Source organism: Pantoea sp. SGAir0215, from assembly GCF_043543215.1.
Genome location: NZ_CP028031.1, coordinates 1,730,845 through 1,748,563, shown reverse-complemented (window position 1 = coordinate 1,748,563; position 17,719 = coordinate 1,730,845). Strand labels below are relative to the sequence as shown.

The window sequence follows — 17,719 nt, the reverse complement described above, 5'->3', positions numbered from 1 at the left end:
GGATGCGTTCTTATAAGAAAAATAAATTTATAAAATCAATCTTCTGACATAACAACCACAGAACTGGCACTAAAAGCACCTAATCGAATATCCTTGACCTTTACGTCTGGATTGCGGAAAAGATAAAACCTCACGGTTTTTTCATGAATACCATTTTGATAAACAGTACTTATGCTCTGTGCGTCCTCCTGCGCAAAGTGTCCATCAATATAAGGAACAATTTCGACGCCGCTGGAGGATGTATAGATAGTACGATATTTCCCTACCATTGAATTATGCAGAACCTCCATTTTTAAAGAGATACCCGCGTCACGCGTACAGGTAACAGGGATATTAATCTCTTTATAAATTGCGGCAGGATCTTCTGGGCTGGTAGTTAGATCTGTTCTTGTAACATTCCCGAAACGAACATGAATATCTCTGCCCCGGTTAATGTAACAGGTCGCTGCTTCGACCGGTAGTGGTACACCGTCACTGCATGAATAAGATTCATTGGGATCGACATAATAAGCATTATCCGTGCCATCCATATTTTGCAACGCAACACAAAATGATGCTGATGGCTGATTTTGTAATGCACTGGCAGCCCCACCAAAGTTAGGCTTCGATTTGGATATCGTTTTAGTTGTATTGAGAGTGTTAGTTGTCCGTGTATGCAATTGAAAATTAGCTGTTGAAATTGTACATTTTACTGCCTTTTTGCTCTGACAAAAAAACAACACTGCACTATAGTTTCCACTATACTGTGGATAAACTTTGTAGCCGTCTAATTCAGTGACATGGTTAGTCCCTGTGGGCATAGACCATCCTTCACCTATCAAAAATCCGGATTCAAGCCCTTCCTGAGTTGGATGGCAGTCGCCAAAACCCAGCAAACCATCCGTCATATGTTTTGATCCCTTAGGACAACTTTTGGGTAAAGGAATGCCTTTAACATTCGCCAGGGAAGTAACAGGAAGCCCAATGAGTAAAAGAAAAATTATTCCTGAAAGGTATTTTAAATAGTAATGCTTAATCATATACCACCGTCATGCTGGCAGAACCGGAAAAGTCATCGCCTTCCAGTGTTTTGGTTAACTGTTTAACTAATATTACTTCGAGTTGAGGCGGTGAAGCCAAATTAACCCTTTTTTTCTCATGAATCGTCATTGGTGCACCGTCCATCAGAATTTGCATTCCTAAGCCATTAATGCTGGTTTCAATCGTTTTTTCATCATCGAATCCGGCAGCTTTATTACCTTCTAATTCAAAAAAAACGTTATAGCCCGGCGTAGCATCCGAGCAAATAAATTCATACTGCAACGTTTTTTTATATTTCCCGGATGAGATTTTATTGGGATCTACCGCATCAAATACAACATCCATAGATTCGTTGTTATTAATGATGCACCAGGGAGAAGTATCGAGTCTGGTCTGCATTAATACAAATGCGGAAAAACCACAAGATCCCGTTACTTCACCATTATCATCTACCTCGCTCTGACAACCATCATTACTACCGTCGTAAAAGGCTAACGCAAAATGAGAGGATATGCATACTATGAGTATGGCAATTGAAAAGAATATCCTGTTTTTTTTCATATTATTGAACACATTAATTAGGTTGGACAATCACATTGACGACGGCAAATAATGACATATTATCCTCTAAGTCAGCACCATACGGATCCAACTGAATTAACTGAAACGCCATACCTGTATTTTTTCCTACACGCATCCAATGAGGCCGCTGAGTGGTCACAGGATTTCCATTAAACAAAAGTTGTAAACCTAAAGATTTTACATACTTGAATAGAGGGAGAGACAGTAGACTCATTACACTGTTTTTTTGTCCCTTGACGGTACCGTAGACAGGATACACCTGAACCAGCATGTAACTTTCCAGTGCCAGTTCGCCAGTGCAGGTAAATTCGACGTTGAAATTTTTACGATATTTTCTGTCTAATATATAGCGGCCATTGTATGATCTAAATACCACTTCACCAAAATTATAATTATAGACGTTATCATTTTCGATAAGACCGCTTAGTGCATCACCAGGTCCGGGATTAAGTCCTTCAACGTTAAAATAGCACATGCCGGGATCGGTAACGATATTGCCATCAAAATAAATATTAGTTTTAAACGTTTCACCAGCAATAGCATCAAAAGCATAAAAAAAGACACATAACGCAGCCATCATCAAAGTCGAATTCATTTTCTTTAGAGAGGTGTTTAACATCATTCATACCTCAAAGTGAAGTTTGCTGTTGCTGTGAAATCACCAAGCATTACAGTTTTATTTTTTACCGCCTGAGGTTCACCTTGTATATAAGCACCCAATACGAAAAAAACATCATCATTATCGACAGAGCCCCGAACAGGAGAATGACTGTTAATTAAAACGGGGGAACCATTAACACCTCCGGACTTTAAACCTATAGCAATGCCTTCGGCCTGCCCGGATATATGAAGAAAACCAGGAAGTGTTTCACTTTCTACTCCACTGAAATCTATGGTCAATTCATTACCCGGCTGGCAATTTTTCGCAGTGATAGTAAATTCTTTTGCTAAATCAGGCGAGTATGAATAAATGTCTTTTACGTTCACCTCTGAAAAATCAACCAGATGATCTTCACTAGCATCAATAACTTCACAGGTCGATATAACAAGTTTTCCTGAAACATTGATGTTATCAATGTCAACAAATTCATCACTTGCAGAGGTCTTTACAGATAATAAAAAACCCGCAGTAGAAAGAATGATAATTGCAATAATTTTTAAGTGACGATAAATAAAGATGTTATTCATAATCGACCTCGAAATTGGCTACCGCCCAAAAATCACCAAATAAAACTTGTGATTTCGTTTTAACGACCGATACAAAAAAAACAAACCGCTCTGTTTTATGAGAGATAAAGTACTTACCGCCCCGCTGATTTAATGAGACCATATTCATATCTTTGTCGCTTATTTTTAAAGCAATCCCTTTGGCCCCCTGTACTTTCAGCAACGAAGTGAAGTCGTCATCAGCTAATCCTGAAAATGTAATCGTGGCTAATGGTTCTATATATGAAAACAGATTTTTTTTCCCAGGCATCTCTGATTGATCTTTAAATGAACGATAACAATCAGTCAGCCGGATACTAAACCTTACTGGTGTCGTCTCACTTCCTGGCTCTTCAAGCTCAGCCACATTTAATACACCTAAATCAATTTGTTGTAAAACCGAATTAAGATCCAGACGGCACGCGCCTTCGCTTAGTAAACCGTTCACAACAATTTGGCCATGCTCTCCCTCCACCTGCCAGGTATCATCTACTTTCGATGTGGCACTTACAAAAAATGAAGAAAGAATAAGACAACCAGCATAACACCCGGGTACTAGTCTACTTTTTAGATGTCTCAGGAGAACGTTGAACAAAATATTTAACCTGCTTTCTGCTCGGTGACCTTACAAGCATTACCTGAGCAACTAAAAATTAATTTTGGTCTTCCCCCCCAGTCGTTTATGTAAGTCAATACGGGCTGGGCTCCTAATTTTGCCGCACTCATTTCAACTATTTCGCTACTTTTCGGTGCAATCATTACCGATTTAAAATCATTGTTACTGGCAGCGTTATTAGCACTCATGTTGACTATCGTAATATAGTATCCCGTTGGATTGATAATACGGTAACGGTCGCCTTCACGACGCAATGTTAATGCTGTCTGAGGTACATCTCCACTTGCTAACTTAAGTGCCTCTGGTCGGTAAAACATTTTTATACGTGTTTGCAATGCAATCTGCAGCGTATTCAGTTTTTTGCTTTTAGGAGGGATCTCCCGGACATTAAAATAGTAAAGTGACTCTCTGTCTTGAGGATGTGAACTTCCCGCCATGGTCTGTACTTTGATTTGACCTTTTGAATTGGGTTCAATACGTTGCAAAGGGGGGAGCGCAATAAACTCGTTTTCAAGTTTTTTGCCCGAATCATCTTCAACCCATGACTGTGCCAGATAAGGGGCTTCTTTATTGTGATTAGTAATCGTTAATGTCTCAGATTTTTTATCGCCGTTAATAATCAGACGCGTGCGGTCGAGTCCTACAGCAGCATTTGCTGCAGGAATAGTCATCACCATGATTGACGTTATAAAACGCAATAGAAACTTTCTGTTGTTCGTAAGCATATAAACCTCTAATTTAGCAATTCACACGAAGTAATGTTTAAAGGCGTTTAAAAATAGTGGTTTTGCGTTAACGCAAGCCAATAATAAACATTACTCATTAATACAAGGCAGTAATAAGCTAGCAGTCTTTTCGTCTGGTTTTTCAGGAAGAATAAAGATACATCGTTCTTTGCCGTTCCAACTTACATCCATTTTTCCACCCGGTTTCATACCAGATAGCCAGACTCTTCCGTTTTCAGCAATGATACCCGTCTGGATTTTATCTTCATTTTTTACCATCGCACCAAAAGGCGGAACAGAACCATCTTCGAGTTTGACGATAGCCATTCCTTTTTGTCCGGCTAAAATACCAAATTTGCGATAGCCGATAGCGCCCTTAGTCAGGGTATCTTCAACAACAGAACGCGTCGCTTCAACATCATCTGGTAATTCATCCAGATCGATATTAACGTTGCTGCGATAGTAACTATTTATGTCTGTTACCACGGCCTTACCAAAGTAATTGGTTTTGACATCGTTTCCGCCCCCGGAGACAGCAACATCACTGATCCCTGCCGTATCTACCATCAGTCGGGTGCCATCAACACCGGATGAGCGGTGGAGTGCTGCGCCTTGTGCTGTTGCTGTCATTCCCCCTTCTACAGACAGACCCAGTGTACAATATCCATTATTTTCAAATCCGGCGGAGGCAGTCATTTCAGCTATACTGCCCGTGTAGTCGAGATAGCCATTAATCGAATGTTCACCATCCGAAGACGTGCCAATATCGACGTTGTAATCACTGTTATCGCCAAGGTTGTCACGCCAACCCACGTTTTGGCTTTGCGTCCCGCCTGAAGTTTGACCACTGTAGGACAAGGTACCTTCGCCAAAAGGTAGAGACAGACTTAAATAAACACCATCGTCATTAGTGTGATCATATTGTGTTCGATAGCCGGTAAGACTCAGACTGGCATTTTTGAAGCGACCCATATCAAAATTGCTGGAAAGTGAAAGATTCCATGTATCACTCGCAGCACGCTCCCAATAAGTTTGGTGGTTATAACTCAGGTATATTCCTGCATTAAGCTTTCTGAGTTGTTTTGCAATGGTAATGGTATATAACTCTTTACCCTTTCCCGGATTACTGTAAGCCGACGTTCTTGAGCTTAAAAACTGTGACATCGTCATATAGTTGCGGTCAGAAAACCGATAGCCTGCAAAGGTAATTTGACTATCATAATCATCAAACCGTTTGGAATAACTTAAACGGTAAGAGTTTCCTTTTCGGGTAACATGCTCATTTAATTTAGCCCGCGCTGAGGTGACATCCAGAGAAAGGGCGCCTAATGCTAATAAGTCTCGTCCCATACCTGCCGCAACGGTCAGGTAATCATTGGCAAAAAGCCCACCACCATAGACTGACCAGCCATTTGAGATCCCCCACGACAGTTCACCCGTAGCAAAATGAATATTTTGTGTGTGGTGTTCGTAATCCGATGGCTTACCTATTGCCAGTTTATAACGCACACTCCCTGGCCTGGTCAGGTAGGGAATCGTCGCAGTATCGACCTGAAATGTACGTCTGGTGCCATCCTGTTCCTGAATAGTGACATCCAGTTTGCCCATTACCGCATTATTGAGATCCTGAATGCGGAATGGCCCGGATGCTACTGTCGTTTCATAAATAACGCTGCCCTGCTGACTTACTGTTACTTTAGCGTTGCTTTTGGCCACGCCCACAACTTCTGGCGCATAGCCCCGTAAGTTTGGAGCAAGTTGCGCATCATCCGACGTTAAACTGGCACCTGTAAAACGAAATGAGTCAAATATCGTTGAGGGTAAATAAGATTCCCCTACTGTCAGTTCAGACTTGAGCGATTTGATGGCGCGAAAAATATAAAACCGGTCCCATTTGAAATTTTTCCTTAAAGTACCATCTTTACCAGATTCACGTTCATAATCGCCCTGCCAGTTTGCGCGTAAGCGCCAGGGGCCTATGTTAAATCCTGCCACCCCATTACCGCTTAATGACTGTGCATCCGAACTAGATTTCGACTGAGTGTGTCTCGCATTCAAGTAGTAATCCAGAATAAATCCCGGTATGCCGTCATCCCAGCGAGAAGGTGGCTCCCAGTTTTCAGAGGTATATTCCAGCAAAGACTGCGGTATATTAATTTTTAATATACCCGACCCCAAATCAGGCGTGACTGTCATGCCCGGCAATGAATTTACATCCAGACACTGGCCATCCTGCCACCAGCCTGCTTTTCTTATTTCATTTTCTTTAAAACCAAAGCGGCTGACTAAATCAGGAGAAAGGCACGCTAAAGAATCATCAGGTTTATCTTGAGGGGATAAGTAGCTAACTTTTTCCTCTGGAAATTCAGATTTATTAACAACAACATTGAATAGATATTCACCCGGCATCAAATAACCCGCGCGTGAGAATCGATTAATATCGACTTCATTACGTTCTTTAACGTCGAGCACGTCAATATTAAATTCCACCTCATCGCTGGCCGCGATAACACTTTCAGACATAAAACATGCGATGAATACGGCAAAGGCGACAGGACAAATGGATAACGTGAGATTGCGATTTTTATAATTCTGATTTCTCATAATATTTTATGTCAGGGAAAAATTAGTAATAATCAACTTTGAAACGCACAACAGCACGGAATTTCCCCGAATGCATATGGTGCGCATCTCCAACAATCCTCATTTGATAATCGAGTGTTTGTCTGCCTTGCGCGAGCTGACCAAATGGCATCGGTTTACCTGGAAAAGCATAATTACCAGCCATGTCTTTAATTTCGATGCCTATACCGCTGGCACCACTGACACCAAATAATTTTCCATCGGGGATTCCATCAAAAGTCACCTGGAAGTGGGTTTTATCTCCGCCAGTGGTATTGGAATCAAAAAGCGAGCAATGAATAAGATGAATAGAAAAATTTCTGGTGAAGCCTGCGCCATCATGAATGAGTTCACCTGTCGTTAACGCTGGTATGTCAATAAGCTGCTCTCTGTCATTGACTTCTATGGCACAGGGAGCATCAAGAATGCTGCCTTGCATACCGACAACACCCTGTCCATGTTCCTGCGAGTGGCAAATTCCAGATTCAGGCACGCATAATGTCAGTATGAAAGGCAGCATCCATAAAAATTTTTTCAATATTATTTCCATAAAAGATGCCTTTCCTGAAAAGGCATGAGCAGATCACGCTGCTCATGCAATCGAAGGCTAATGTATAATATTAACGTTCGCTTTCTGTCTTATTTATAAGCCAGAGTAAAGTTTGCTACAGAGGTGAAATCACCTGGGACAATAGTTGCGGAAGCACCGTCGCCCTGCAGGTATGCAGAAAATGCCAGGGTGTTAGTCCCATCCTGAATATCATGTGCAGGTGAAGCCTCACCCAGTTTGATGATCTGACCGGCACCATTGGTGATAGCAATTGATGCACCACTGGCCGTACCTGTAATACCTAACAGATCTTTATTACCTGCAGAAGCTGCACCGGTAAATGTTGCCGTTACGCTGTTAGAGGTTGCTGTATCGCACTGTTCAAGCTTGATGCTAAATGCTTTAGGTGCTGATTTTCCGCCATTTTTCAGCGCAGCATTGGTCACTTCACCTAAATCCACAGTCTGATTTGCAGACTCTGCAGTGATCGAACAAGGTGCATCAACAATTGAACCTTTGAAGTTGATTTCGCCATGACCCTGGTCAGCTGCAGTAGCGCCAAATGCAACCATCATTGCACACAGTCCGATTGATTTAACCGCTTTATTCAATTTCATTACAACAATCCCTTAAACTTAGATTTTTTATAATGCGAAATACGCATTCATCGCTCATACGCTTAATGAAAAGCATGGTTGCAGAAGAGAACCTATGTGCTTCTGAACGGAATAAATAATAATACCGACCTGAATTAATCAGCCAGAAAAAATCATGCAAACTATAACAACGAGATATTTACTCATCTTGCTCCACGCCCAAATAAAAATAAAGATAATAAAACCAAACAAAAGCATATAAGAAGTACAAAATATCGCACATGGTTACATTAATAGCGTCTTATTAAGTTAAAAACCTTTTAAAATAGCTCAAAAAACCAATCAAAAGACAATCGCGGCATAGTTATCGACTTATTTATTAGTGAAAAAAATACAAAAGAGACGCAACCCACTTTTTCTTTAAAACTTACACAAACTCCCGGCAAAGGGTAATTTCATGCACCCATTAATTTATTATTAAAATAATGCCTTATGCAACTGCATCTCAACACTTAAGCACGCTATAAAAACTTTAATGTTATTGCGAGAGGTAATATCAATGGCATTGATGAGATAAATAATAGTTATTAATAACAGTAATAAAACACAGGATTGTTAATTACGGTAAAAGACAGGAAAAAAAAGCCAGCGTTACAGGCTAACGCTGGCTTTTTTGATGCTGAGGATAAATCGTCAATTACACAAGTGCTAGCGCCCCAAATCCCGCAACTTCTCACCCGCCATCAAATTCTTCTCAATCCGCTCCAGCGTGACATTCTTGGTTTCCGGCACCAGATAAACCGTTATTACGATAAACACCAGATTAAAGCCGGTATAAAGCCAGAACGTGCCCGCCGCGCCAATGCTGCCCAGCAGGGACAGGAAGGTGGCACCGATAATCATGTTTGCCACCCAGTTAGTGGTCGTCGAACAGGTGATACCAAAGTCGCGGCATTTAAGCGGCTGAATCTCAGAGCACAGGATCCAGACGACAGGCGCTGCGCTCATCGCATATCCACCGATACACAACATGGTCATGCCCACAGAAACCCAGGATAACCCATGGCTGATCTCTCCCTGTCCCGCTTTCATCAGGCAATAGCCCAGCACCAGCGTAGCAAACGCCATGACTGAGAAACCAATTTTCAGAATCGGTTTTCTGCCCGCTTTATCTACGGTAAAAACAGCAATAAAAGTGGCAAACATAAAGGTCAGGCCAACAATGACCGTGGCGATCATCTGCTCCTGTGTGCTTTTAAAACCCGCCATTTTAAAAATCTGCGGCGCGTAATACATAATGATGTTCATCCCGGTAAACTGCTGCATGCCCTGTAATAACATGCCCAGAAAGACCGCACGCCTGACGTTCCTGTTACTTTTAAACAGCGAAAAACCCCCCTGCTTCATGCGCAGACTTTCCCGAATCTCGTTCAGTTCCTGACGGGCTTTTTCAGACGTATCGCGCAGCATCCGCAAGACATCTTCTGCTTCAACATGCATGCCTTTTGCAGCCAGCCAGCGCGGGCTGTTCGGCAAGAAAATAACCATGACAAACAGTACGACGGCGGGGATAGCCAGGACGCCCAGCATGGCTCGCCAGTTACCGCTGTAGCTAAAAGCCGTATCCGATACAAAGGCCAGTACAATGCCCAATGTAATCATCAGTTGATACAGACTGATCATTTTGCCACGGACGTTTTCGGTTGCCATTTCAGACAGATAAAGCGGTGCGGTATAGGAGGCTACGCCCACAGCCAGGCCCAGCAAGAGGCGAAAGATCAAGAGCATTTCAACGCTGGTTGCACCGGCTGAACCCAGCGATCCAATAGCAAACAGCACTGCGCCCGCCATCAGACTGTATTTGCGGCCAAGACGATGTGATACCCAGCCATTACATACTGCCCCTATTGCGGCACCCAGCATCATGATACTCACCACCCATTCCTGCTCATGGCTGCTCAGATTAAAGTGATGGGTGAGAAACGGCAGTGCCCCTGAAATCACGCCAATATCCAGTCCAAACAGCAGTCCTGCTAACGCAGCGGAAACAGAGATAAACAGGTTCATACGGCGAACTTTTTGCTTATGTTCGCTTTGAAGATTGAAAGTATTTACATGAGACATCATTAAGCTCCGCTCACACAACATGTAGTGTCCATGCAGCATATAAAGCAGAGACAGCGGGCGATGAGGGCAAATAAGGTCTGGATATGGACGATTTTACTGATCTCACTCTAAGTGTGATGGAGATCTCATCGACAGAGTGAGCGTCTGTTTTTCGTTTTATGACGTAATATTGCTACACGTCTTTTCTGGCGATAATGTGTAAAACAACCCATTGATGGGCCGCTTAATGCGGCGGAATGTTCAGGTCCGGCAGACACTCTGCAATACTTCACCACTGACGCAGTATATGAATTAAAGCGCTGTCAACATCGCTAAAAATCTGCCCTGGCCGCAACCGGTCTGACGATATGATGTATCGCCCAGACACCCTTCATAACAGAATCCCCCTTTATAATGAAAGCCAGCCACGGCTCGCCCGCTTGAATCTCGTTCCAGGCTTATTTCGTTGTCGAGGGTTTATTCGCCGCACTACGGAAATACAATACTGCTCAGCAAAATGCATAACGTTTATCAGGATAGGACAGGACGAAGGAAATGGTGTGCGCCGTTTTGGTTCAACCTGTTTTAATGACTGTCCTGTTTGAGCTCTGAGCATAACCTGATCTACTGAATGATCGTTTAAACCGTTGCCAGAACAGGCTGCCGTGAATACGTGCTTCAGTTACGGAGAAAAGTGAACACAGGAAATTAGTCATGACCGGCATCATTTTATTATTACTGCTCATTCTCATCTTGCTTCTGATTCAGGAAGTGCTTGATGAGCGTTATTCACCTCATTATGAAAGTAAGGATTACGATTAAATTTTCGTATTTCTGTCATGGCTTTCAACCTGAACGCTTATAATCGTTCATGACCACCCGACCTGTTTACACCGTTATCGTTTCTGGATCAGCCCAGTTATAAACCGCAAAGACCAGCCGGATATCGCCAGCTACGCTCCCATACCTACGGTGCATATTGTCAATAAAATACGATTTAAGCGAGTCGGGCAAGCTGGCAGCGCGATAGCGAAGTATTGTCGTATGCCAGAATTCAGGCGGGGTCGTTTTTCCACTGTGCCTTTCGAGCAGTAAATCCCGCCACGTCGCTGATGACATCAACGCATTCCAGAACGCAGCTCTCTGCGCGACTGCGCTGCCGTCAGGAAAACCTGCCAGCAACAGCTGATCGGGAAGCGCGACCAAACGCAATCCCTCTACCCTGAGTGATGAATCCGTTACGCACTGGCGGAAGGTGCCAGTCACTTCGCTTATCATCGGGATTTGCTGGCGCTCGTGATAACGGGCAGGTGTAAGCGGCAGGAAGGTGACATGAAAGTTTTTTGCCTGCATAACCTCTGCAAGTGGGTCATCGCGGGTTAAACGGCGGATGTCGTCAAGAAGAGCAAGGATGTCGGGATTCAGGTCAGGCAAAATGCCACAGCTCAGCGCTTTAAGCCCGTCAGGGTAAAAGAATTTTTCAGCATGGTGATGCGCTTGCCTGTTTTCCTGTTGCCACAGCCGCAGGGTTTCACTGTTTCGGTCTGCATAGAGAGCGTCAAAATAAGCCGCCTTTTTCACCTTCTCTCCTGAATGTCCCTGAACGAGGTGTCCACAGCATAGCCAGACGAGCGGGGAAATACAGCACTTTCTACAGCGGATATATTCCGGCCCACTTCACGCAGGTGGGCCGGCAGACTTAATCTGGCTGTTTATCGCCGGATTCAGGCGCGTGGGTTACATCATCTTCCGCGCCGTCGGTGCCGCCTTGTGACGGGCTTTTTTTCCCCGGTTGATAATCCGGATGATCACCCTCTACTGGTCTTTCTGTCATACAGGCCTCTCTGGTTAGCAAACCGAACACTAAGTCTGGCTCACAAAAAGCGGGTAAGCACAGCGGCTTCCCCTCGTGGGATGGCGCTGCACGTATCCGCTTTCACAAAAGCATTGATATCACGCACTTTTTTTTCGCTACATTGACTTAGCGAAAATACCGACCAGACTTATCAGGCGAGCTGTTTTTTAAGTGTGTTAATCACGAGGGAAAGAGATGAAAAGCATTTTGAGCGGTCTGTTAATTGTTTCCAGTCTTTTAATGATGTCGGGTTGTCAGCAGGACAGCAGCGCCGTCGGCAACGATGGTCGCCCGCATGCGCCAAGCGGTCAGTCAGTGCCTGGCGGTCCACTGGGCAAAGGGCCGGTTGGTCAGCCGCAGGCATAAAAAATCCGGCCATGTGCCGGTTTTTTTATGCCTGCGCAGAAGCCCACCTGTGGCTTGAACTTTATGTACGTAACCATCATCCGCGACATTACTCCCGCGCAGTATTTAACGGCAATGGTCATATTGCTGCGTGCTGTAACAATTGCACAATGTGGGCTCACACCGCGTTTAAAGGTATCGTCACACCGGATACGGGATATAATCCCCGTCATATCTGTGGCACACGATAACGAAAGCATTTTCAGGCAATATAAGACCTGGCGCGAACACGGTATCTCAATACATGGTTATTTCAGTAACGCGCAACGGACTGACAACCCCCATGGCAGTCCGCTTTAACGTCAACCTCTCCTGCCCTACTGAATGGACGACGACAGCCGGAAAACCGGTCTGTATTCCGCCATATCCTTAAACACGCAAAACGCCGGTGTATTCAGTTCAATGATCGGAGAAACTCGCATAAGCTTTTCCAGATAAACCGCTCTTAACCTCTGAAGGAGGCGGCACTCCTCGGCGACCGGCGGGTTAATCAGATATGACACACTGATATGAAACTCGTAAACATCATGATTATGTCGTCTGCAGCGCAGGACATGACTGAGACGATCTCTCAGCCCGCGAATTTTTGTTTCTTCCGCCTGATTCATTGGTGCCAACGAGAGCGAGACGCCGCGCTTTAATACAACAGCCCCAATCCGCATTTTTACGGGAAATTCAGTTACGTTAAAGTCGGTCAGCTTTTGGGCAAATAACCGATCGCACGCCGACATGGGCGCATCGAGGCTCAGGTCTGCGGGCCAGGCCGGCAAATAACGCGCCCTGTCATTCGCACCATTAAAGACGGTCATGTGGTAGCTCGCCGACGGCAGAAAGGTATAACACCGTGCCAGTCCTTCCGCCTTCATGGCCTCCACCATCTCAGAGATCACGCTAACGATTTCGCTGCCCTGATCCAGCTGGCAAATGAGCGTGTTACCTCTGAAAGGCAAATATGCACCATCAGCCGCAAATTTTTCACCGATAGCATTCTCTTTCCAGCCGTCGTACTCAAGCACTTCTGACATAGCTTCTGCCCTAATCAATGGATAAATACCTGCGTTTAAGGCGCGCGTGCTTCGCACAACAAAAGACAGCGCCGTACAACATGATCGGCCACGCCTGAAAAGCGTGGCCCCACGGGCTTATGACAATAATGCCGAAACATGACCGTTTTTATTGCGCTGCACGAAGCAGGCAACGAACGCCATCGTGCAAGGCGGCTGCATATCAGCAGCGGAAAGGGGCGCGCAAAGACTGTTAAAATTTTATGTCTCTTTACCCTGCTGCGCCGGACAGACGTTGTATTCCTGTGCTGGCTACCCACGTCGCACGCGCGTGCGATGAAGTTTCATTCTGCAACAAATTTCACGCCATTTACCGCTTATGCCCGGAAGGCTTTTGCCGAAAACATCATGGGCCATATAAAATCTTAACTGGGGTGAAAAATGAAAGTATCGACGCGATTATCTGCTGGATTTGCTTTTTTAATGTTGTTTTTCGTCATTAGCTCTGGGGTTGCACTGAATCATCTGCTTGAAGCCCGAAAAAATATCAACGAAATCGTCAACACTAATCTGAAAAAAGTCACGCTGGCGAATGATGCGGGAACGGCTCTGCGAAATATGCTGGTCGAAGTCAGGAATATGGCCCTGTTTTCTGATCCCAAAGCCATCGAGAATGAATGGGGCCGTTTCGAGGGCCAGAAGGCCGTTTATACACAAAAGCGCGCTGAACTGGCCTCGCTGATTGAAATCAACAAAAACCCCGAAGAGCTCGGCCTGCTTAAAAAAGTGCAGGAAAATGAAAACGCCGCGCTTACCACCCTGGCGACAGCGGCCACAATGGGCAGACAGCGGCAACTGACCGGACTGGCGGACTATCTGACCAATGTTGTCCGCCCGCCCCAGCAAATCCTTATTGGCAGCCTTAATGAACTGACCGAGATGCAGCGGGCTTTTGCAGAGCAAACGGCAGAGAAAAGCAATGACTCTGTCAGCCGCATCATTAAGATCTTTATTTTTCTGGTTCTGGCGTCCCTGATTTCTGGCGCCGTGATCTGTGTGTTAATGAGCAGGAAACTGATGGCGCAGTTGGGTGGAGAGCCGGCTCAGGCCCAGCAGCTGGCCGCCGCGATTGCGGCGGGTGATCTGACTACGTCCGTTACGTTACGCCGCCACGACAGGAGCAGTCTGCTCGCTTCTCTGGATACCATGCAGGCAAATCTGCGCGGCCTGGTGTCGCAGATTAAACATGCCTCTACTACTGTTGCTCAGGCCGCCGATGAAATTTCCCAGGGCAATACCGAACTGTCCTCACGCACCGAGCAGCAGGCCGCCGCGCTGCAGGAAACTGCCGCCAGCATGGAGCAACTCACAGCCACGGTGAAAAGCAACAGCGCTGGTGCGCAGCAGACGGCTGAATCCGCGCGCGAAACCGCCCGACTTGCCCGTTCCGGCGAAACGGATATGAATCGCATGTCGGATACCATGAACGCGATTGCTATCAGCGCGACCAAAGTGCGGGACATCACTGCGGTAATCGAAAGCATCGCTTTTCAGACCAATATTCTGGCGCTCAACGCGGCAGTGGAAGCGGCACGCGCCGGAGAAGGCGGACGCGGTTTTGCCGTGGTGGCGGGCGAAGTCCGAACGCTGGCGCAGCGCAGCGCTACCGCAGCCCGCGATATCAAAACGTTAATTGAACAGGCCGTAAGCCAGGTTGAAAGCGGTGTTGCAGTGGCGTCAGGCACGGGCGAAAGCATCATGAAGATTGTCGGCATGGTCGGAGAGCTTGCCAGCGCAATGGACAACCTGTCGCTGGCCTCTTCAGAACAAATGCAGGGTATTTCTCAGGTCAGCGTGGCGGTCAGCCAGATGGACAGCGTGACGCAGAATAACGCAGCACTGGTAGAAGAGTCTTCTTCCGCGTCACAGTCCCTGTCAGTTCAGGCCCATGCGCTTCGGGGCATGGTGGAAACCTTCCGGGTCTGATTATCATGGCGCGGCGAGACGGTTTTTCGCCTGAGGGCAGCAATCCGCCCTCTTTATCGTATCACCACCAGCCCGGATGCCGGGCTTTTTTCATTTGTATAAAAATCGCACTGACCAACAGTGAATATCGGACATGCTGTTATGGTTTTCAGTATGTGCGGGACCGGGCTGCCACCTTCGCTATCTTCATGTCGCTTACATTCGCCGGGGTCGATGAGCGACCCCGGACATTTTCGTCGTGCTGAGAACATCAGACACAAAGACTACGTTACTTAACCAGATACAGGTCTTTGGTATAGTAGAAACGCAGATGCGACGGCGCGTAGCCGCCTACTTTTGGACTGACCATCTGATTCAGAGCGCCGTAAAAGACCGGAATGACTGGCGTATCATTAGCAATAATATCGCTGGCTTTTTGATAATCCCGGGTCACGGCATCCAGGCTGGTATCCATGCCTGCGGCTTTTACAGCGGCATCAAAGGCCGGGCTGGCATAACCCGCCGTATTTTGACTGTCGCCGGTACGATAGGTGTTAAGGAAGGTGGACGGTTCGCTGTAATCGGCGACCCAGGTATAGCGCACCAGATCAAACTGCCCCTGATGCATATTATCCACCATGGTTTTCCACTCCTGGTTTTGCAGGGTGACCCGGGCGCCCAGCACTTTCCCCCACATCGACGCGGCAGCGATCGCGATACGTTGATTATCCTGATTGGTGTTGTAGAGCAGAGTAAAAGTTAAAGGATGGCTGGCGGAATAACCGGCTTCACTGAGCAGCGATTGGGCTTTTTTCACCCGTTGTTCCTGCGTCCAGCCCGCCCATGCTGGTGCCTTGAGCGTCACCTCCCCCATAGATAAGGGCAGCATAGCCCAGGCCGGTCGCTGGCCCATACCGATGACTTTATCAGCAATAATGGTTTTATCCAGCGCCAGGTTGAGCGCCTGCCGCACACGCACATCCGTAAAGGGCGGCTTGCGGTTATTAATTTGAAAATAGAACACGCTGTATATCGGTGTGCTGCGCACCTCTTTTGGCCGCTCTTTTTTCATACGAGGAAAGTCAACGGCAGGGATGTTATCCGTGATGGTAATGCCGCCCGCAAGATAGCGATTAAGCTCTGCGGATACATCGTTGATCGGTAAAAAAGTGACCTTGTTGATTACCGTATTTGCGTTATCCCAATAGCGATCGTTACGGACGAGCGTAATTTTTTCATTTACCACCCACTGGTCCAGTTTGAACGCTCCGCTGCTGACCATATTGCCGGGCCGTGTCCAGGTTTCTCCAAACTTTTTGACATTATTTTCGCTAATCGGGAACAGGGAAGGATGAGCGACAAACTGCAAAAAATACGATACCGGCTGATCGAGCGTGACCTGAACAGTATGGTCGTCCAGTGCCTTAACCCCCAAACTGTCAGTCGGGCTTTTTCCGCCCGTTACCGCATCCGCATTGAGGATGTGGGCATAGCTGGCAAAAGAGGCATAAGGCGAAGCCGTTTTGGGATCGGTGAGACGACGCCAGCTAAATACAACGTCCTGTGCGGTCAACGGCGATCCATCGGACCATGTCAGATCCGGGCGAAGGTGAAAGGTCCAGACTTTGTTATCCGCCGTTTCCCATGAGGCTGCCAGCCCGGGCACCACCTTACCGTCGGGCGTGGTCTGCACCAGCCCCTCAAACAGATCGTTAAGAATTGAAAAAGCATCATTCGTTTCCGCTTTTTCGACGTCCAGTGTGGCAGGTTCAGCACCATTACCGCGCACGATTTCCTGTAAGGGAGCCAGCGTTACTCCCGCTGGCACATTTGCCCCTATGGCGGGAAAGGAGGATAGCAGCCCTGAAAAAATTACCGACCCACACAAATGGGCAACATATGAACGGCTTACTGGCATTCGTCTGACTCCTGTTGGATAAATTATTATGTGACTTTGCGCCAGCACTGCTGCAATTTATGGGCCAGAGGCGAGACGCTGTACTGCGCCAGTCTGCCAAAGGTCAGGTGATAAAAAGCGTTATCACTGCACAGTTTTGATGCAAAACGACAAACGGGCTGTGCCGTTTGCCCCGTTGCGATTAACAGAACTTTTACGCTATGCCAGCAACCCTTTTTCACCCGCTTCACACCTCGACACAGCCAAATTGATAGAGTAATGGGACATCAATCTGGAGCCTGTATGAAAAAAGTCATCCTGTTAGTGATTGCGTTAGCCAGCGTCTCGGCGCTGTCAGGCTGTGTCTGGCCGTTCTGGGGACCGGGCGGTGGCGGCCCAGGGCATATGGGACCTGGCGGCGGACCCGGTGGTGGTCCGGGCGGTGGCCCGCACGGCTAAAGAACCCAGGACGGTCTCTTCATGAAGCCGTCCTGCTTCCCTAATCAAAATCATTCTGGCATTCACACCTGTGTTGCCAGATGCGCGCGACAACTGCGAAATACTGCACTG

General features: G+C 46.5%; 18 protein-coding genes. 4 read left to right on the top strand and 14 right to left on the bottom strand.

Annotated elements, in window-relative coordinates:
- Positions 1 to 35: 35 nt before the first annotated feature.
- From C1N64_RS08200 to C1N64_RS08145, 12 genes are all read right to left on the bottom strand, one after another.
- A complete protein-coding gene (locus tag C1N64_RS08200; RefSeq protein WP_282498583.1) occupies positions 36 to 1,019 on the bottom strand; it encodes a hypothetical protein in 984 nt (327 codons plus the stop codon).
- Positions 1,012 to 1,581, bottom strand: coding sequence for a fimbrial protein (locus C1N64_RS08195; protein ID WP_394515399.1), 570 nt, complete (start codon positions 1,579 to 1,581; stop codon positions 1,012 to 1,014). Before C1N64_RS08195 ends, C1N64_RS08200 begins: the two co-directional genes overlap by 8 nt.
- Positions 1,582 to 1,594: 13 nt before the next feature.
- The gene (locus C1N64_RS08190; protein ID WP_226375890.1) at positions 1,595 to 2,224 is read right to left on the bottom strand and encodes a hypothetical protein; all 630 of its coding nucleotides are present in this window, start codon (positions 2,222 to 2,224) and stop codon (positions 1,595 to 1,597) included.
- On the bottom strand, positions 2,221 to 2,790 hold the full coding sequence (locus tag C1N64_RS08185; protein ID WP_205957350.1) for a fimbrial protein: 570 nt from the start codon (positions 2,788 to 2,790) through the stop codon (positions 2,221 to 2,223). The genes C1N64_RS08190 and C1N64_RS08185 overlap by 4 nt, the downstream gene beginning before the upstream one ends.
- Positions 2,783 to 3,403: a fimbrial protein gene (locus C1N64_RS08180; protein WP_394515398.1), complete on the bottom strand. Its 621-nt coding sequence runs from the start codon at positions 3,401 to 3,403 to the stop codon at positions 2,783 to 2,785. The genes C1N64_RS08185 and C1N64_RS08180 overlap by 8 nt, the downstream gene beginning before the upstream one ends.
- A 5-nt stretch (positions 3,404 to 3,408) precedes the next feature.
- Positions 3,409 to 4,149: a fimbria/pilus periplasmic chaperone gene (locus C1N64_RS08175; protein ID WP_394515397.1), complete on the bottom strand. Its 741-nt coding sequence runs from the start codon at positions 4,147 to 4,149 to the stop codon at positions 3,409 to 3,411.
- A gap of 90 nt (positions 4,150 to 4,239) precedes the next feature.
- A complete protein-coding gene (locus tag C1N64_RS08170; protein ID WP_394515396.1) occupies positions 4,240 to 6,753 on the bottom strand; it encodes an outer membrane usher protein in 2,514 nt (837 codons plus the stop codon).
- A gap of 22 nt (positions 6,754 to 6,775) precedes the next feature.
- Complete coding sequence (locus C1N64_RS08165; RefSeq protein ID WP_394515395.1) at positions 6,776 to 7,321, bottom strand: fimbrial protein; 546 nt, start codon at positions 7,319 to 7,321, stop codon at positions 6,776 to 6,778.
- A gap of 89 nt (positions 7,322 to 7,410) precedes the next feature.
- Positions 7,411 to 7,938 (bottom strand): fimbrial protein, encoded by a 528-nt coding sequence (locus tag C1N64_RS08160; protein ID WP_033738765.1) that lies wholly within the window; start codon positions 7,936 to 7,938, stop codon positions 7,411 to 7,413.
- Positions 7,939 to 8,625: 687 nt separating this feature from the next.
- Entirely contained in the window at positions 8,626 to 10,044 is a 1,419-nt protein-coding gene (locus tag C1N64_RS08155; RefSeq protein WP_072209526.1) for a sugar porter family MFS transporter, read from the bottom strand.
- An 867-nt stretch (positions 10,045 to 10,911) separates the two neighbouring features.
- Complete coding sequence (locus C1N64_RS08150; protein WP_239001166.1) at positions 10,912 to 11,604, bottom strand: hypothetical protein; 693 nt, start codon at positions 11,602 to 11,604, stop codon at positions 10,912 to 10,914.
- Positions 11,605 to 11,722: 118 nt separating this feature from the next.
- Positions 11,723 to 11,857 (bottom strand): hypothetical protein, encoded by a 135-nt coding sequence (locus C1N64_RS08145; protein WP_255421286.1) that lies wholly within the window; start codon positions 11,855 to 11,857, stop codon positions 11,723 to 11,725.
- A 216-nt stretch (positions 11,858 to 12,073) separates the two neighbouring features.
- On the opposite strand from C1N64_RS08145, the gene C1N64_RS08140 reads away from it, so the two are divergent.
- Complete coding sequence (locus tag C1N64_RS08140; RefSeq protein ID WP_033738761.1) at positions 12,074 to 12,244, top strand: hypothetical protein; 171 nt, start codon at positions 12,074 to 12,076, stop codon at positions 12,242 to 12,244.
- A gap of 356 nt (positions 12,245 to 12,600) precedes the next feature.
- Here the strand turns inward: C1N64_RS08140 and C1N64_RS08135 are convergent, their stop codons facing one another.
- Entirely contained in the window at positions 12,601 to 13,365 is a 765-nt protein-coding gene (locus C1N64_RS08135; RefSeq protein WP_394515394.1) for a DUF1868 domain-containing protein, read from the bottom strand.
- Between the two features lie 81 nt (positions 13,366 to 13,446).
- Here C1N64_RS08135 and C1N64_RS08130 point away from each other — a divergent pair, with 81 nt between their 5' ends.
- Positions 13,447 to 13,716: a hypothetical protein gene (locus C1N64_RS08130; protein ID WP_262959943.1), complete on the top strand. Its 270-nt coding sequence runs from the start codon at positions 13,447 to 13,449 to the stop codon at positions 13,714 to 13,716.
- Positions 13,717 to 13,728: 12 nt separating this feature from the next.
- Positions 13,729 to 15,273, top strand: coding sequence for a methyl-accepting chemotaxis protein (locus C1N64_RS08125; protein WP_033738753.1), 1,545 nt, complete (start codon positions 13,729 to 13,731; stop codon positions 15,271 to 15,273).
- Between the two features lie 268 nt (positions 15,274 to 15,541).
- On the opposite strand, the gene C1N64_RS08120 is transcribed toward C1N64_RS08125, so the two are convergent.
- Entirely contained in the window at positions 15,542 to 17,170 is a 1,629-nt protein-coding gene (locus C1N64_RS08120; RefSeq protein WP_394515393.1) for an ABC transporter substrate-binding protein, read from the bottom strand.
- A gap of 282 nt (positions 17,171 to 17,452) precedes the next feature.
- Here C1N64_RS08120 and C1N64_RS08115 point away from each other — a divergent pair, with 282 nt between their 5' ends.
- Complete coding sequence (locus C1N64_RS08115; RefSeq protein ID WP_164483040.1) at positions 17,453 to 17,608, top strand: hypothetical protein; 156 nt, start codon at positions 17,453 to 17,455, stop codon at positions 17,606 to 17,608.
- Positions 17,609 to 17,719 lie beyond the last annotated feature (111 nt).

What these genes read in the sequence shown, in the direction of transcription:
- C1N64_RS08200 (WP_282498583.1), bottom strand. Translation starts at nt 1,019, where the DNA reads ATGATTAAGCATTACTATTTAAAATACCTTTCAGGAATAATTTTTCTT.
- C1N64_RS08195 (WP_394515399.1), bottom strand. Translation starts at nt 1,581, where the DNA reads ATGAAAAAAAACAGGATATTCTTTTCAATTGCCATACTCATAGTATGC.
- C1N64_RS08190 (WP_226375890.1), bottom strand. Translation starts at nt 2,224, where the DNA reads ATGATGTTAAACACCTCTCTAAAGAAAATGAATTCGACTTTGATGATG.
- C1N64_RS08185 (WP_205957350.1), bottom strand. Translation starts at nt 2,790, where the DNA reads ATGAATAACATCTTTATTTATCGTCACTTAAAAATTATTGCAATTATC.
- C1N64_RS08175 (WP_394515397.1), bottom strand. Translation starts at nt 4,149, where the DNA reads ATGCTTACGAACAACAGAAAGTTTCTATTGCGTTTTATAACGTCAATC.
- C1N64_RS08170 (WP_394515396.1), bottom strand. Translation starts at nt 6,753, where the DNA reads ATGAGAAATCAGAATTATAAAAATCGCAATCTCACGTTATCCATTTGT.
- C1N64_RS08165 (WP_394515395.1), bottom strand. Translation starts at nt 7,321, where the DNA reads ATGGAAATAATATTGAAAAAATTTTTATGGATGCTGCCTTTCATACTG.
- C1N64_RS08160 (WP_033738765.1), bottom strand. Translation starts at nt 7,938, where the DNA reads ATGAAATTGAATAAAGCGGTTAAATCAATCGGACTGTGTGCAATGATG.
- C1N64_RS08155 (WP_072209526.1), bottom strand. Translation starts at nt 10,044, where the DNA reads ATGATGTCTCATGTAAATACTTTCAATCTTCAAAGCGAACATAAGCAA.
- C1N64_RS08145 (WP_255421286.1), bottom strand. Translation starts at nt 11,857, where the DNA reads ATGACAGAAAGACCAGTAGAGGGTGATCATCCGGATTATCAACCGGGG.
- C1N64_RS08140 (WP_033738761.1), top strand. Translation starts at nt 12,074, where the DNA reads ATGAAAAGCATTTTGAGCGGTCTGTTAATTGTTTCCAGTCTTTTAATG.
- C1N64_RS08130 (WP_262959943.1), top strand. Translation starts at nt 13,447, where the DNA reads ATGACCGTTTTTATTGCGCTGCACGAAGCAGGCAACGAACGCCATCGT.
- C1N64_RS08125 (WP_033738753.1), top strand. Translation starts at nt 13,729, where the DNA reads ATGAAAGTATCGACGCGATTATCTGCTGGATTTGCTTTTTTAATGTTG.
- C1N64_RS08120 (WP_394515393.1), bottom strand. Translation starts at nt 17,170, where the DNA reads ATGCCAGTAAGCCGTTCATATGTTGCCCATTTGTGTGGGTCGGTAATT.
- C1N64_RS08115 (WP_164483040.1), top strand. Translation starts at nt 17,453, where the DNA reads ATGAAAAAAGTCATCCTGTTAGTGATTGCGTTAGCCAGCGTCTCGGCG.